At 65.5% G+C, this 13,944-nt stretch carries 13 protein-coding genes; 5 read left to right on the forward strand and 8 right to left on the reverse strand.

Features of this window, described 5'->3' with window-relative positions:
* The first annotated feature begins 51 nt into the window (after nt 1-51).
* From nthA to BM118_RS02925, 3 genes are read left to right on the forward strand one after another with little or no spacing between them, the layout of a single operon-like run.
* Entirely contained in the window at nt 52-675 is a 624-nt protein-coding gene (gene nthA, locus BM118_RS02915) for a nitrile hydratase subunit alpha (protein WP_092181978.1), read from the forward strand.
* On the forward strand, nt 672-1,331 hold the full coding sequence (gene nthB, locus BM118_RS02920) for a nitrile hydratase subunit beta (protein WP_092181981.1): 660 nt from the start codon (nt 672-674) through the stop codon (nt 1,329-1,331). Before nthA ends, nthB begins: the two co-directional genes overlap by 4 nt.
* Entirely contained in the window at nt 1,331-1,708 is a 378-nt protein-coding gene (locus BM118_RS02925) for a nitrile hydratase accessory protein (RefSeq protein WP_177233971.1), read from the forward strand. The genes nthB and BM118_RS02925 overlap by 1 nt, the downstream gene beginning before the upstream one ends.
* A 168-nt stretch (nt 1,709-1,876) precedes the next feature.
* Here the strand turns inward: BM118_RS02925 and queC are convergent, their stop codons facing one another.
* Nucleotides 1,877-2,590 carry a 7-cyano-7-deazaguanine synthase QueC gene (queC, locus tag BM118_RS02930; RefSeq protein ID WP_177233972.1) on the reverse strand — a complete coding sequence of 238 codons (714 nt, stop codon included), beginning with the start codon at nt 2,588-2,590 and terminating at the stop codon, nt 1,877-1,879.
* A 127-nt stretch (nt 2,591-2,717) separates the two neighbouring features.
* Between queC and mazG the strand changes: the two genes are divergently transcribed.
* On the forward strand, nt 2,718-3,578 hold the full coding sequence (gene mazG, locus BM118_RS02935; protein WP_092181990.1) for a nucleoside triphosphate pyrophosphohydrolase: 861 nt from the start codon (nt 2,718-2,720) through the stop codon (nt 3,576-3,578).
* A gap of 312 nt (nt 3,579-3,890) precedes the next feature.
* Here mazG and hflX read toward each other — a convergent pair whose 3' ends face one another.
* The 4 genes from hflX to BM118_RS02955 all read right to left on the reverse strand — a co-directional run bounded on the left by hflX (nt 3,891) and on the right by BM118_RS02955 (nt 9,581).
* The gene (gene hflX, locus BM118_RS02940) at nt 3,891-5,270 is read right to left on the reverse strand and encodes a GTPase HflX (protein WP_177233973.1); all 1,380 of its coding nucleotides are present in this window, start codon (nt 5,268-5,270) and stop codon (nt 3,891-3,893) included.
* Between the two features lie 11 nt (nt 5,271-5,281).
* Complete coding sequence (gene hfq / locus BM118_RS02945; protein ID WP_007591126.1) at nt 5,282-5,530, reverse strand: RNA chaperone Hfq; 249 nt, start codon at nt 5,528-5,530, stop codon at nt 5,282-5,284.
* A 248-nt stretch (nt 5,531-5,778) separates the two neighbouring features.
* Nucleotides 5,779-7,149 (reverse strand): nitrogen assimilation response regulator NtrX, encoded by a 1,371-nt coding sequence (ntrX, locus tag BM118_RS02950; RefSeq protein ID WP_092181996.1) that lies wholly within the window; start codon nt 7,147-7,149, stop codon nt 5,779-5,781.
* Between the two features lie 17 nt (nt 7,150-7,166).
* Nucleotides 7,167-9,581, reverse strand: coding sequence for a sensor histidine kinase NtrY-like (locus tag BM118_RS02955; protein ID WP_092181999.1), 2,415 nt, complete (start codon nt 9,579-9,581; stop codon nt 7,167-7,169).
* A 175-nt stretch (nt 9,582-9,756) separates the two neighbouring features.
* Between BM118_RS02955 and BM118_RS41115 the strand changes: the two genes are divergently transcribed.
* Complete coding sequence (locus tag BM118_RS41115; RefSeq protein ID WP_177233888.1) at nt 9,757-9,897, forward strand: hypothetical protein; 141 nt, start codon at nt 9,757-9,759, stop codon at nt 9,895-9,897.
* 173 nt (nt 9,898-10,070) lie between these two features.
* On the opposite strand, the gene ntrC is transcribed toward BM118_RS41115, so the two are convergent.
* The 3 genes from ntrC to dusB are packed head-to-tail and all read right to left on the reverse strand — an operon-like array spanning nt 10,071 to nt 13,696.
* Nucleotides 10,071-11,513 (reverse strand): nitrogen regulation protein NR(I), encoded by a 1,443-nt coding sequence (ntrC, locus tag BM118_RS02960; RefSeq protein ID WP_028174062.1) that lies wholly within the window; start codon nt 11,511-11,513, stop codon nt 10,071-10,073.
* 9 nt (nt 11,514-11,522) lie between these two features.
* Complete coding sequence (locus tag BM118_RS02965) at nt 11,523-12,698, reverse strand: two-component system sensor histidine kinase NtrB (RefSeq protein ID WP_092184226.1); 1,176 nt, start codon at nt 12,696-12,698, stop codon at nt 11,523-11,525.
* Nucleotides 12,695-13,696, reverse strand: coding sequence for a tRNA dihydrouridine synthase DusB (gene dusB / locus BM118_RS02970; protein ID WP_177233974.1), 1,002 nt, complete (start codon nt 13,694-13,696; stop codon nt 12,695-12,697). The genes BM118_RS02965 and dusB overlap by 4 nt, the downstream gene beginning before the upstream one ends.
* Nucleotides 13,697-13,944 lie beyond the last annotated feature (248 nt).

Raw genomic sequence — 13,944 nt, forward strand, 5'->3', positions numbered from 1 at the left:
AGCAGAGTCTTCGCCTCGACAACGCCCGGATTCTGGGACTATCTTCCGTCCATGAGCGACCATCACCACCACGATCACGACCATTCCGAGCTGTCCGAGACCGAGCTGCGCGTGCGCGCGCTCGAGACCATTTTGACCGAAAAAGGCTATGTCGAGCCGGCCGCGCTCGATGCCATCATCCAGGCCTACGAGACCAGGATCGGTCCGCACAACGGCGCGCGCGTCGTCGCCAAGGCCTGGACCGATCCGGCCTTCAAGCAGGCGCTGCTCGAGGACGGCAGCAAGGCGATCGGCACGCTCGGCCATGTCAGCCGCGTCGGCGACCATCTCGTCGTGGTCGAGAACACGCCGCAGCGGCACAACATGGTCGTGTGCACGCTGTGCTCCTGCTACCCCTGGGAAATGCTGGGGCTGCCGCCGGTCTGGTACAAGGCCGCGCCCTACCGCTCGCGCGCCGTGAAAGACCCGCGCGGGGTGCTCGCCGATTTCGACGTCACGCTGCCCAAGGACACGGAGATCCGGGTGTGGGACTCGACCGCCGAGACGCGCTTTCTGGTGCTGCCGATGCGGCCCGAGGGCACGGAGGGCTGGAGCGAGGAGCAGCTCGCCGAGCTCGTCACGCGCGACTCCATGATCGGCACCGGCTTTCCCAAGACGCCCGGAGCGCCGTCGTGAACGGCGTGCACGACATGGGCGGCATGGACGGGTTCGGCAAGGTCGAGCCCGAACCCAACGAGCCGGTATTCCACGCAGCGTGGGAATCCCGCGTGCTGGCGATGGTGCGCGCGATGGGCGCCGCTGGCGCCTTCAACATCGACACCTCGCGCTTCTATCGCGAGACGCTTCCACCGCATGTCTATCTGTCGAGCTCCTATTATCAGAAGTGGTTTCTCGGGCTCGAGGAGATGCTGATCGCCAAGGGCTACCTCACGCGGGAGGAGGTCGCTGCCGGCCACGCCATGCAGCCGGCCAAGGCGCTCAAGCGCGGTAAGCTGGAGCTCGGCGACGTCGAGCGCACCATGGTGCGCGGCAAGTTCGCCCGCCCTGCCCCGGCGCCGGCCAGGTTCAACATCGGCGACCGCGTGCGTGCCAGGAACATTCATCCGGCGACGCACACCCGCCTGCCGCGCTATGTGCGCGGCCATGTCGGTGTCGTCGAGCTGAACCATGGCTGCCACGTGTTTCCGGATTCGGCGGCGATGGAGCTCGGCGAGAATCCGCAATGGCTCTACACCGTCGTGTTCGAGGGCAGCGATCTCTGGGGTGCGGATGGTGATCCGACCTCGAAGGTCTCGATCGACGCGTTCGAGCCCTATCTGGACCCGGCGTGATGAGCAGCACGCTTGCTGCCGCCGCGACCGCGGCGATCCCGAGTATTCCCCGCGACGACGACGGTCCGGTGTTCCGCGCGCCCTGGGAGGCGCATGCGTTTGCGATGGCCTTGAGCCTGCACGAGCGCGGCGTGTTCACCTGGTCCGAATGGGCCGCGGCCCTCGCCGACGAGATCAAGCGTGCACAGGCCGCCGGCGACCCTGATACGGGCGAAACCTACTACCTGCACTGGCTCGCCACGCTGGAGGGACTGGTTGCGCGTAAGGGCGTTGCATCCACGGAGACGCTGCACCGCTACCGCGACGCCTGGGACCACGCGGCCGACAGGACGCCGCACGGCAAGCCGATCGAGCTAAAGCCGGAGGATTTTGGCTAGCTCGGTAATTGGCACGCTCGTGCCAAGCCCTACGTTGTCATTCCCCGCGAAGGCGGGGAATCCAGTACGCCGCGGCTTCTCGGCTCAAGCACGGTCTCTGGAATACTGGATCGCCCGCCTGCGCGGGCGATGACAGCGGAGGTGACGGTAGCAGCGGAGATTGGAGCCCTACCAGCCCCCCACATACTCCCGCCACCCCTTCGCCCGCAGGCTACACGCTGGGCACTCGCCGCAGCCGTATCCCCACTCATGCTGCGCACCGCGTTCGCCGAGATAGCAGGTGTGCGACTGCTCGCGGATGAGATCGACCAGCCCGTCGCCGCCGAGATCGTGCGCGAGCTGCCAGGTCGCGGCCTTGTCGATCCACATCAGCGGCGTATGCAGCTCGAACTTCCTCGCCATCCCCAGCGAGAGCGCGGCCTGCATGGCGCGGATGGTGTCGTCGCGGCAGTCGGGATAGCCGGAATAATCCGTCTCGCACATGCCGCCGACGATATGGGTGATGCCGCGCCGGTAGGCCAGCGCCGCGGCAAAGGTCAGGAACACCAGATTGCGGCCGGGTACGAACGTGTTCGGCAGCCCATCGGCGCCCATTGCGATCGCGACGTCGCGCGTCAGTGCCGTGTCCGAGATTGCGGCCAAGGTCGGGATCGACAGCGTGTGGCTCTCGCCGAGCTTCGCAGCCCACTCTGCACGAAGGCCCTTGAGGCCGTCGAACAGACGGTCGCGGCAAGCGAGCTCAACAGCATGGCGCTGGCCGTAGTCGAACCCCAGCGTCTCCACGCGCGAGAAACGGCTCAGCGCCCAGGCGAGGCAGGTGGTGGAATCCTGCCCGCCGGAGAACAGCACCAGCGCGGTTTCAGTCGAAAAAGCGTCACTCATGGCCCCGCGCTTTAGCACCGCGGAACGTATCAGCCAATCGGTGGAAATCGGCTCGTTCCGCGTGCCGGCGCTGGGATCGGCGGGCCGCTTTTGGCATAAGGTTGGGGACCCAGGAGAATGGCCCGCAATGACCCCTTCCCGCGACATTTCCCGCCTGATCGAGATCATGGCGGCACTGCGCACGCCGGTGACCGGCTGCCCCTGGGACCTCGAGCAGAATTTTGCGACCATCGCCCCCTACACGATCGAGGAGGCCTACGAGGTGGTCGAGGCCATCAGCCGCGGCGATCTCGATGATTTGCGCGAAGAGCTCGGCGACCTCCTGCTCCAGGTCGTGTTCCACGCCCAGATGGCCGAGGAACAGAACGCGTTCGCCTTCGGCGACGTCGTCGAGGCCATCACCCGCAAGATGATCCGGCGCCATCCCCACGTCTTCGCCGACAAGGACGGCAATCTCGCCTCCTCCCATGTCAAGGAAGTCTGGGACCGCATCAAGGCCGAGGAGAAAGCCGAGCGGGCCGCGCGCCGGCCGCCGGAAGCCACGCCGTCGCACAAGTCCCTGCTCGCTGGCGTGAAGGCCGGCCAGCCGGCGCTGACGCGCGCCATGGAGCTGCAGCGCAAGGCCTCCACCGTCGGCTTCGACTGGAACGACCCACGCGCGGTGCTGGCAAAAATCCGCGAGGAAGCCGACGAGATCGAAGCCGCGCTCGATCGCAACGACAAGGAGGAGCTTGCGGAAGAGACCGGCGACCTGATGTTCGCGCTCGTCAACCTCGCCCGCCATGTCGATGCCGATCCGGAAGCCGCACTGCGCGCGACGAATGCGAAATTCGAGCGGCGGTTTGCGTTCATCGAGCACGCACTGGCGGCGCAGGGGCGCACGTTGGAACAGGCATCGCTGGCGGAGATGGATGCGCTGTGGAATGCGGCGAAGAGTGAGGAGCAGCAGGCTCCTGCTATTGAGAGAAGCAACCAAGCGCGCCGCTAACTCCGCCGTCGTCCTGGCGAAAGCCAGGACCCATTACCCCGACCGGTCGTTGTTGAAGCACGCTGGAAGCCACCAGCATGCCAATTCCAATGGCCTGTGGCTATGGATCCCGGATCTGCGCTTACGCTTGTCCGGGACGACGGTGTTGATGGGGGACGCAGGTGGTTCAACTCACGCGTAGTCGTCCCGGCGCAGGCCGGGACCCATAACCCCAGGGAGTGGTTTGGCGAAGGCTCGTTGTTCGGTACGTCTACCATTCGCAATCGATGGATCACGCGGTATGGGTCCCGGCCTGCGCCGGGACGACAGCGGTTACGCCACGCGCGGCACTGCGTCGAAGCGGTTCACCACAATATCGCGCTTGGTCTCGTCCACGCGCACGGTCATGTCGAAACGGCCGTCGTGCAGCTCTTTCGTCAGCACCTCGGAATTCCGATGCAGCCAGCTGATGCCGGCGCCGTCGGCGGCGTCGATGGAGAGATCGAGCGTGGTGCGTTTGGCGGCGAGCCGTTCCTCGATCGCGGCGAGCAGTGCGTCGACCCCCTCGCCTGACACGGCCGAGACCAGCATCGCCGGATGATCCTCCGGCCTGCGCGCGGCGATGTTCAAAAGCTCTTCGCGCTGCTCGGCGTCGTAACGGTCGATCTTGTTCCAGACCTCGATGATGCGGCCGGAATCGTCGGGATTGATGCCGAGCTGGCGCAGCACGGCATCGACGTCGCTCTGCTGTGCCTCGGCGTCCTCATGCGAGATGTCGCGGACATGCAGGATGACGTCGGCCTCCAGCACCTCCTCCAGCGTGGCGCGGAAGGCCGCGACGAGCTGCGTCGGCAGATTGGAGATGAAGCCGACGGTGTCGGACAGCATCGCCTTGCCGCCGTGCGGCAGGTTGAGCGCGCGCAGGGTCGGATCGAGCGTGGCAAACAGCATGTCGGCGGCCTGCACGTCGGCGCGCGTCAGGCGGTTGAACAGCGTCGACTTGCCGGCATTGGTGTAGCCAACCAATGCGACGACGCGATACGGCACGCGCTGGCGTCCGGCGCGATGCAGGCGCCGCGTCGCCTGCACCTTCTTCAGTTCGCTCTCGAGCTTGGAGATGCGCTCCTGGATCAGGCGGCGGTCGGCCTCGATCTGCGTCTCGCCGGGACCGCCCATGAAGCCGAAACCGCCGCGCTGGCGTTCCAGATGGGTCCAGGATCGCACGAGGCGCGAGCGCTGGTAGTTGAGATGCGCGAGCTCGACCTGGAGCGAGCCTTCCTTGGTCTTGGCGCGGCGGCCGAAGATTTCGAGAATAAGGCCGGTGCGGTCGAGCACCTTGGCATGCAGCTCCTTCTCGAGGTTGCGCTGCTGGATCGGCGCCAGCGCGCAATCCATCACCACGAGTTCGACGTCGAGGCTCTTGGCCAGCGCGGCGATCTCCTCGACCTTGCCCTTGCCGATATAGGTGGCGGGACGGATCTGGCTGATCGGCGCGATGATGGCGTCGGCAATGACGAGATCGATCGCGCGCGCGAGGCCGGCGGCTTCATCGAGCCGGGCCTCGGCGTCTCGCACGACATGACTTTCCGATTGCGCGTCGGCACCGCCCGCACGCACACGCAAGTAGGGGCCGACGACAAGCACCCGCCCCGTTTGCTTAGCCCCTGCCGACCGCGGACGGTCGGCGTCCCCGTCGAAATTCCGGGGTTCCAATCAGATCACTCTCAAGCCGGCTGGTCCTCGCCGCCTTCGAACAGCTGGATCGGAGCGCCCGGCATGATGGTCGAGATCGCATGCTTGTAGACAAGCTGCGAGTGTCCGTCGCGCCGAAGCAGCAAACAGAAATTGTCGAACCAGGTCACGATGCCCTGGAGCTTCACTCCGTTGACCAGAAAGATCGTCAGTGGCGTCTTGGTTTTGCGAACGTGATTAAGGAAGGTGTCCTGTAGGTTTTGTGCGCGGTCTGCCGCCATTGTTTTTTTCTCGCTTTGAGTTTCTTTTTATTGCGCCGATTGCGGCCCTCTTGGTGAAATTCGGGGCCTCGTCCGGTTGCCGCTCCTCATGAGATCCCCCTCGGAGGAACAGCGGTTCGATTAGAGGACAGGTCGGGTTATTAGGCAAGCCGCTTCACGCGGCAGGCCACGCCGTATTGCCCCGAAAAACTACGGAAATCGATGATTTTCCTCGCTTATCCCTGAGGCGTAAATGCAACGTCGCAGCGTCAGCCGACGCCGAGCGCCTTCAACTTCCGATGCAGCGCCGAGCGTTCCATGCCAACGAACTCGGCCGTACGAGAAATATTTCCTGAAAAACGACTGATCTGTGCAATCAAATAGTCGCGTTCGAACACTTCGCGCGCTTCGCGCAGCGGCAGGCCCATGATGTGCTCGCCATTGTTGCTGGTCGGCATCGCCGGCACCATGGAGCCGACGTCCTGCGGCAACATGTCGGCGGTGATGATCACTTCCGGTCCGCCTGCGGCCAGAATCATGACTCTCTCAACGTTGTTGCGAAGCTGGCGCACGTTGCCTGGCCAGACATGCGATTGCAGCACCGCCATCGCGTCCTGCCCGATCTGCCGCTTGGGCAGGCCGCTGCCGGCCGAGATCTGCTCCATGAAGTAGTCGATCAGTTCCGGAATATCCTCGCGCCGCTCCGACAGCGCGGGCACGCGGATCGGCACCACCGAGAGGCGATGATAGAGGTCCTCGCGGAAATGGCCGGCCGCGATCTCCTCCTCCAGGTTGCGCGCGGTCGAGGAGATGATGCGCACGTCGACCTGCACCTTGGCGGTGCCGCCGACGCGCTGGAACGACTGCTCGACCAGCACGCGCAGGATCTTGTTCTGGGTCTCGCGCGGCATGTCCGCGATCTCGTCGATGAACAGCGTGCCGCCATGCGCTTCCTCGAGCGCGCCGGGCTTGCGCGGCTGCTCGCCATTGGACTGCTCGATGCCGAACAGCTCGTGCTCCATCCGCTCGGGCGTGATCGCGGCAGCGTTGATGACGACGAAGGGACCGTCGGCGCGGCCCGAGGCCGTGTGCAGCGTGCGCGCAGTCAGCTCCTTGCCGGCGCCGGCGGGGCCGACGATCAGGATGCGGCTGTTGGCCTTGGCCGCGCGCTCGATGGTCTGGCGCAGCTGGTTCATGCTGGGGGAGCGGCCGACCAGCGAGCTTGCGCTCGGCGCGAGCTGCTTCAGCTCCTTGACCTCGCGCTTGAGCCGCGAGTTCTCCAGCGCCCTGGTGGCGACCAGGATCAGCCGGTCCGCCTTGAACGGCTTCTCGATGAAGTCGTAGGCGCCGCGCTTGATCGCGGCGACCGCGGTCTCGATGTTGCCGTGGCCGGAGATCATCACGACCGGCAGATCGGCATTGTCCTTCTTGACCTGCTCCAGCAGCTGCAAGCCGTCGAGCTTGGAGCCCTGGAGCCAGATGTCGAGGAACACCAGATGCGGCCTGCGGTTGGCGATTTCGGCCAACGCCGAGTCGCTGTCGCGTGCGGTCCGGGTGACGAACCCCTCGTCCTCGAGGATGCCCGCAACGAGATCCCGAATATCGGCCTCATCATCGACAATCAGAATTTCACTTGCCATGGGTCGCGCCTGTCTTGTCAGCTGCCTGTTGAGGCTTCGATCTTCGTTGAATCATTGGTCATTTCAGCCGGCTCTTTGGTTTCGGCAGCCGGCCCTTTTGTTTCCGTGTCCTTGGTGGATTCCTTGGCGATTTCCGCTTCCTTCGCCGTATCCTTGACCGTTTCCGCGGTCGTCTTCCTGGGGGCGGGAGCCTGCTCGGTCCCCTCGGCCTTCGCGGGCGCACCGGAGATCGCAAAGCGCATCCGCATCCAGGCACCGCGCTGGCCCTCGCGGAAGTCGGAGGCGTCCTTCAACTCGATGCGCCCGCCATGGTCTTCGAGCACGCGGCCGACGATCGCAAGGCCAAGTCCGGTGCCCTTCGCCCGCGTCGTCACATACGGCTCGAGCAGCCGCGAGCGCGCCACCTTGGGCAGGCCGATGCCATTGTCGATGACGTCGATCAGCACGTCCTCGCCCTCGCGCGACACCACGACGTCGATGCGGCCCTTGCCGAGCTCTTCCGGCGGGACCTGCTCGATCGCCTCGGTGGCGTTCTTGACGATGTTGGTGACCGCCTGCGAGATCAGCCGCCGGTCGAATTGGGCGCGCAGCGGATCTTCCCTGAACTCGGCCTCGATATCGAGCTCGGGATGGGCGACCTTCATCAGGAATACCGCCTGCCGCACGGTGTCGGCGACGTCCTCGCCCTCCATCACCGGTTTCGGCATCCGCGCAAAGCGCGAGAATTCGTCGACCATGCGCCTGATGTCGTCGACCTGGCGCACGATGGTGTCGGTGCACTGCTCGAAGATCTGCTTGTCCTTGGCCTCGGTGATGTCCTTGCCGAACTTGCGGCGGATGCGCTCGGCCGAGAGCTGGATCGGCGTCAGCGGGTTCTTGATCTCATGGGCGATGCGGCGCGCCACGTCGCCCCAGGCCGAGGTACGCTGTGCCGACACCAGCTCGGTGATGTCGTCGAGCGTGATGATGTAGCTGTCGTGCGGCTGGTTCTTCTCGGCGCTGACGCGGACCGAGAGGTTGCGCTCCTGTCCGTCGCGCGTGATCGTGATCTGGCCCTGCACCAGGCGCTGGGTGCCTTCCCGCGCCGCCTTCATCATCTCGTCGAGCTCCGGCAGGACGTCGGAGAGCGCATGGCCGAGCGTCTCCGCTTCGGAGTGCCCGATCAGCTTCTCGGCGGAGCGGTTGAGGATGCCGACGCTGCCCGAATTATCGACGCCGATGATGCCGGCGCTCGCCGAGGACAGCACCGCTTCGATGAAGCGACGGCGGCTGTCGATGAGATCGCTGGCGTTGACGAGCTCGTCGCGCTGGCTGCGCAGTTCCTGCGTCATCTTGTTGAAGGTCTCGCCGAGCTGGGCGAGATCGCCCTCCGACTGGTGCACCGGCACCTTCACGTGAAGGTCGCCGGTCGAGACGGTGTGGGCCGCGTTCATCAGCCGCCGGATCGGCGACACCAGCGAGTTGGCGAAGTTCAGCCCGATCAGCACCGAGGCCATCAGGATGGTCAGCGCGATCACCGCGAACATCAGCGCGAAGGCGACCTGGATGCCGAGCCGCCGCGACTCGATCTGGGCATATTCGGCGACGCTGACCTCGGTCTGCTTGAGCTGGTTGACCACATTCGGATCGAGCGGCCGCGCGACATAGAGAAAGGTGTCGCTGAAGGCGCGCAAGCGGATCACCGCCGCGACGAAGCTCGCATCCGGCAGCACCGCGATCTCGGGCTCGGACTCGTTGACGTTGCTGAGGAAGTCCGGCGCCGGCGGCGAATAGGCCAGCCGCATACCGGTGTCGGCGGCTTCCAGGATGTTGGTGTTCTTGTCGATGATCATCGCGCCCGGCAGATTGCGGGAGCTGGCACTGGCCGTCAGCATCTCGCGAAACGATCGCCGATCCTGGTCGTAGAGCGGCCGGGCGTGCGCGATATCGTTGGCCATGCCGAGAATGTCGCCGCGGATCAGCTGCGCATGGTCCTGCATATAGGCCCGCGCGATGTTCAGCGAGTTCTGGATGACCTCCTTGGTCGGCCCGGAGAACAACCGGTCGAGGCCGCGCTCGAGGGTGACGTTGGCGACGACGGAAACCAGCACGGCCGGAAGCACCGCCACGATCGAGAACAGGCTGACGATCTGGACATGGAGACGTGCCGCCGCCCTGCCCCGCCGGCGCGCCAGGATGAGCTGCCAGAGCTCGCGGACGATGATCCCGACCAGGAGCAGGATCGTGCCCGCATTGATCAGATAGAACGTGCGGACCACCTCCGGCGTCGGATCGATCCTCGTGAGGCCAGTCAGGACCAGGAAGGTCAGCAGGCCCGACAGCAGTGCCAGCGCCACGGCAAAGGGCGCCAGCCAGCGTCGCGGCGACCAGCGTCGGGGCTCTTCAGCTGGGGCCGTGTCAAAGGATGCGGCCGAGGTGTCTGCGCTGGTCATTCCGGCAATGGGTGCTGAAAACGGGGTCCGCGGCGGCGGCGGATACTGATGTATTCGTACCACATTGTTGCCGAATTGCGACAATTCCGCGGCGTCCCCACCGCGACGGACCGGCCCATCCACAGGGCATGCCGGGCCAGCGGGAACGGAATCCGGCCGTTCCGGCTTGATCCGGATGGATAGGTTCTTTCTCGCGATAATGGTCGCGGCCGTGCTGCTGCTGATCGTGGCTTCTGACCTGCTGGTCAACGGCCCCGGCCTACAGGCACCGGCTGACGTGGCCATGCTGCCGACATCAGGCCGTCTGGTCAGATAGGTGCGACGCCGCGCTTTGCGGTCGAATGACCAAATTGAACGTTCCGGCGGAACAATTCGTCCCGATTCGGACTTCTGCTCACCGCGTCAGCCATCAAGGCCAGCGCGATCCGGACAGGCTCAGCTCCGCTTTGGTAGGGGAGCTGAGCCACCGTCCGAGGAGACGAGCTAAAACTAGCCCCCGCTCCGATAGACCTGGATATCGAGATCCCGGATCTTCTTCCGCAGCGTGTTGCGGTTGAGGCCGAGCAGGTCCGCGGCGCGGATCTGGTTGCCGCGGGTGGCGGCGAGCGCAGCCGTGAGCAGCGGCACCTCGATCTCCTTGAGGATGCGGTGATAGAGGCCCGGCGGCGGCACGCCGTTCGGAAAGCCCTGGAAGTGCGAGGACAGATACGCTTCCACCGCGCCGCCGAGATTGTCGACGCCCTGCTGGACCGCGGCACCCGGGCTGACCGAGGGCGGCGCGAGCTCGCCATCGATGACGGAGGCCGTGATCACGTCCTGCGGATAGAGCGCGGCGAGGCGCCGGGCGAGATTTTCGAGCTCGCGCACGTTGCCGGGCCAGCGGTGCTGCTTCAGCCGTTCCAGGGCCAGCGCATCCAGCTTCTTCGGCGGCAGGCCGTCCTTCTCGGCGAGCGCGAAGAAGTGGCGCACGAGATCCGGCAGGTCCTCGATGCGCTCGCGCAAGGGAGGCAGCCGCAGCGGCACGACGTTGAGGCGGAAGAACAGGTCTTCGCGGAACAGGCCCTGCTGGATCAGGACGCGCAGATCCTTGTTGGACGCCGCGACGATCCGCACGTCGGTCTTGATCGGGGTGCGGCCGCCGACGGTGGTGTATTCGCCCTGCTGGAGCACGCGCAGCAGGCGGGTCTGCGCCTCCATCGGCATGTCGCCGATTTCGTCGAGGAACAGCGTGCCGCCCTCGGCCTGCTCGAACCGGCCCGAGGCGCGGGTGTTGGCGCCGGTGAAGGCGCCGCGCTCATGGCCGAACAGCTCGGACTCGATCAGGTCGCGCGGGATCGCCGCCATGTTGACGGCAACGAAGGGGCCGTTGCGGCGCTTGCCGTAATCGTGCAGCGCGCGCGCCACCAGCTCCTTGCCGGTGCCGGACTCGCCCGTGATCATCACGGTGAGGTCGGTCTGCATCAGGCGCGCCAGCACGCGGTAGATTTCCTGCATCGCCGGCGAGCGGCCGACCAGCGGGATCGCCTCCATCTCGGCGTCCTCGTCCGGCGTCGAGGTCCGCTCCTTCGGCTCGGCGAGCGCACGGCCGACGATGGCGATCAGCTCCTTCAGGTCGAAGGGCTTTGGCAGATATTCGTACGCCCCGCGCTCGGAGGCGCGGATCGCCGTCATGAAGGTGTTTTGCGCGCTCATGACGATGACGGGCAAATTCGGCCGCATCTTCTTGATCCGCGGCAGCAGGTCGAAGGCGTTTTCGTCCGGCATCACCACGTCGGTGATGACGAGATCGCCCTCGCCCTGGCTGACCCAGCGCCACAGCGTCGCGGCATTGCCGGTGAGCCTGACCTCATAGCCGGCGCGGGACAGCGCCTGATTGAGAACCGTGCGGATGGCGGTGTCGTCATCTGCAACGAGAATGCTACCTGCGGGCATTGTTAATCCTCATTTTGCCCCCTGTGATGCAGACGACGACTTCCCGGCAGAGCCGTCGCGACTGCTGTGATCGGCATGTTTGACCGATGTGGAATACATCGGCATCAGCACGCGGAAGGTGGTTTTGCGCGGCTGAGATTCGCATTCGATGATGCCCCCGTGATCGCCGACGATCTTTGCGACAAGCGCAAGGCCCAGACCCGAGCCGGTCTGCTTGGTGGTCACGAAGGGATCGAACAGGTTGGGCAGAAGATCGTCCGGCACGCCTGGTCCGTTGTCCCTCACGCAGAATTCGAGCGGCAACGATACCCGGGATTTTTGACCGGGCACTGACAGGCGCACGCCGGGGCGGAACGCGGTGGTGAGCTGGATCTCGGCGTCGGGCACGTCGATCAGGGCTTCGGCGGCGTTCTTCACGAGATTGAGGAACACCTGGATCAACTGGTCCTGGTTCGCCAGCACCGGCGGCAGCGAGGGATCGTAGTCCTCGATGAAGCGGATGTTGCGGGCAAAACCCGACTGCGCCAGCCGCTTCACGTGATCCAGCACCGAATGGATGTTGACCGGTCCGCGCACCACGGGGCGCTCGTCGCCGAACACCTCCATGCGGTCGACCAGCGTCACGATGCGGTCGGCCTCGTCGCAGATCAGCCGAGTCAGCATGCGGTCCTCGGAGGACGCCTGCTGCTCCAGCAGCTGCGCCGCGCCGCGGATGCCGGAGAGCGGATTCTTGATCTCATGCGCGAGCATTGCTGCTAGCGCTATCACCGAGCGGGCAGCGCTGCGATGGGTGAGCTGGCGGTCCATCTTGTCGGCGATGGTGCGCTCCTGGAGCATCACCACGATATGGCCGGGCCGCTCCGTGAGCGGGGCGACGTGCAGGTCGACCTGGCGGTCGCCGCCCATGCGGGGCGTGCCGAGATCGACCTTGTATTCGTTCACCGGCGAGTTCGACGAGCGCACCTGGTCGATCAGCGCCAGCAAGGGGCTGCCGAACGGCACCAGCTCTTTCAGCGACTGCCGCTTCAGGAACTGCGTCGAGATCTCGAAGAAGGCTTCGGTTGCGATGTTGGCGGCGACGATCTTGCCGTCCGGCCCGATCATGAGCACGGGATTGGGAAGCGCGTCCAGGATCGCATCGCTGTCGGACGGAAGCGGCCGACGATGTTCAGCGGCTGAGCTCATGCAGCAGCGCTCCATGCGAAGTCGTCGAAGGCATCTTGCAGTGACTGGTGAACGAGGCGCGGATCCTCGGACGTCAGAATCGTCTGGCGCCAGGATTTCAGCTTCGCGGCCGGCGCGCGGCTCGCATCGGCCGCGACGTCGAGCGCCCAGCCGAGATGCTTGCGGGCATGCTTGAGGCCGACGCGCAGGCCGTAGAGCGCGCACACGCCTTCATAAAGCGTGCGGACATAATGGAGTTGCGTCGCGAGCGGCGGCGCGGCTTCCGCGGCCCCGCCCTTCAGGCGACGGCCGATCTGGCCGGGCAGCCAAGGCTGGCCCTGCGCGCCGCGGCCGATCATCACGGCGTCGGCGCCGGAGGATTCGAGCGCCGCGAGCGCCTTCTCGTAGGAGGTGATGTCGCCGTTGACGATGAGCGGAACCGAGATCGCCTCGCGCACGGCGCGGATCGCGTCCCAATCGGCCTCGCCCTTGTAGAACTGGCAGCGGGTGCGGCCATGCACGGTGACGAGCTTGATGCCGGCGGCTTCCGCGCGCCGCGCCAGTTCCGGCGCATTGCGGCTGCGGTCGTCCCAGCCGAGCCGCATCTTCAGCGTTACCGGCACCTTCACCGCCGCGATCGTCGCATCGATCAGGCTGACGGCATGGTCGAGATCGCGCATCAGGGCCGAGCCGGACTGGCCGCCGGTGACGTGGCGGGCCGGACAGCCCATGTTGATGTCGATGATATCGGCGCCTTCCGCTTCGGCGATCCGGGCGCCTTCGGCCATCCAGTGCGCCTCGCAGCCGGCGAGCTGCACCACGTGCGGGCCGATTCCGGTCGCTTCGCAGCGCAAACGGGACATCCGGTGGCCGTTGGCGAGCTCATCGCTGGCGGTCATTTCGGACACCACCAGACCTGCCCCAAGCTCGGCGACCAACCGCCGGACGGGTGAGTCAGTCACTCCCGACATCGGTGCCAGGAAGACCGGGGTAGCGACCTCAATATCGCCTATTTTCAATGGCTTGGAGCCTGATCCTACCGGGCCGGTCACAGTGGTCTCATTCACTCGCAGGGCCTCATCGCACCTGCCATGATCTATCTTGCGCACAATTCTTGTGCAGTCAAGCGTCATGCCTACAGTTTAGACAGTTCTGCAAATCTTTCAAGTGCAGTGCAGCAAATTGCTGTTTCCCACAATCCGGGGAAACCCCCTTTTTTTGCGGGCCTGCCGTGCTAGAGGCATGCCGGCAATCACCCACTCCCGAC

The organism is Bradyrhizobium sp. cf659, from assembly GCF_900113725.1.
Classification (GTDB): Bacteria; Pseudomonadota; Alphaproteobacteria; order Rhizobiales; family Xanthobacteraceae; genus Bradyrhizobium.

Excerpts from the sequence above, each read along its gene's own strand:
- nthA (WP_092181978.1), top strand. The coding sequence starts at position 52 with ATGAGCGACCATCACCACCACGATCACGACCATTCCGAGCTGTCCGAG.
- BM118_RS02925 (WP_177233971.1), top strand. The coding sequence starts at position 1,331 with ATGAGCAGCACGCTTGCTGCCGCCGCGACCGCGGCGATCCCGAGTATT.
- queC (WP_177233972.1), bottom strand. The coding sequence starts at position 2,590 with ATGAGTGACGCTTTTTCGACTGAAACCGCGCTGGTGCTGTTCTCCGGC.
- mazG (WP_092181990.1), top strand. The coding sequence starts at position 2,718 with ATGACCCCTTCCCGCGACATTTCCCGCCTGATCGAGATCATGGCGGCA.
- hfq (WP_007591126.1), bottom strand. The coding sequence starts at position 5,530 with ATGGCGGCAGACCGCGCACAAAACCTACAGGACACCTTCCTTAATCAC.
- ntrX (WP_092181996.1), bottom strand. The coding sequence starts at position 7,149 with ATGGCAAGTGAAATTCTGATTGTCGATGATGAGGCCGATATTCGGGAT.
- BM118_RS02955 (WP_092181999.1), bottom strand. The coding sequence starts at position 9,581 with ATGACCAGCGCAGACACCTCGGCCGCATCCTTTGACACGGCCCCAGCT.
- BM118_RS41115 (WP_177233888.1), top strand. The coding sequence starts at position 9,757 with ATGGATAGGTTCTTTCTCGCGATAATGGTCGCGGCCGTGCTGCTGCTG.
- ntrC (WP_028174062.1), bottom strand. The coding sequence starts at position 11,513 with ATGCCCGCAGGTAGCATTCTCGTTGCAGATGACGACACCGCCATCCGC.
- BM118_RS02965 (WP_092184226.1), bottom strand. The coding sequence starts at position 12,698 with ATGAGCTCAGCCGCTGAACATCGTCGGCCGCTTCCGTCCGACAGCGAT.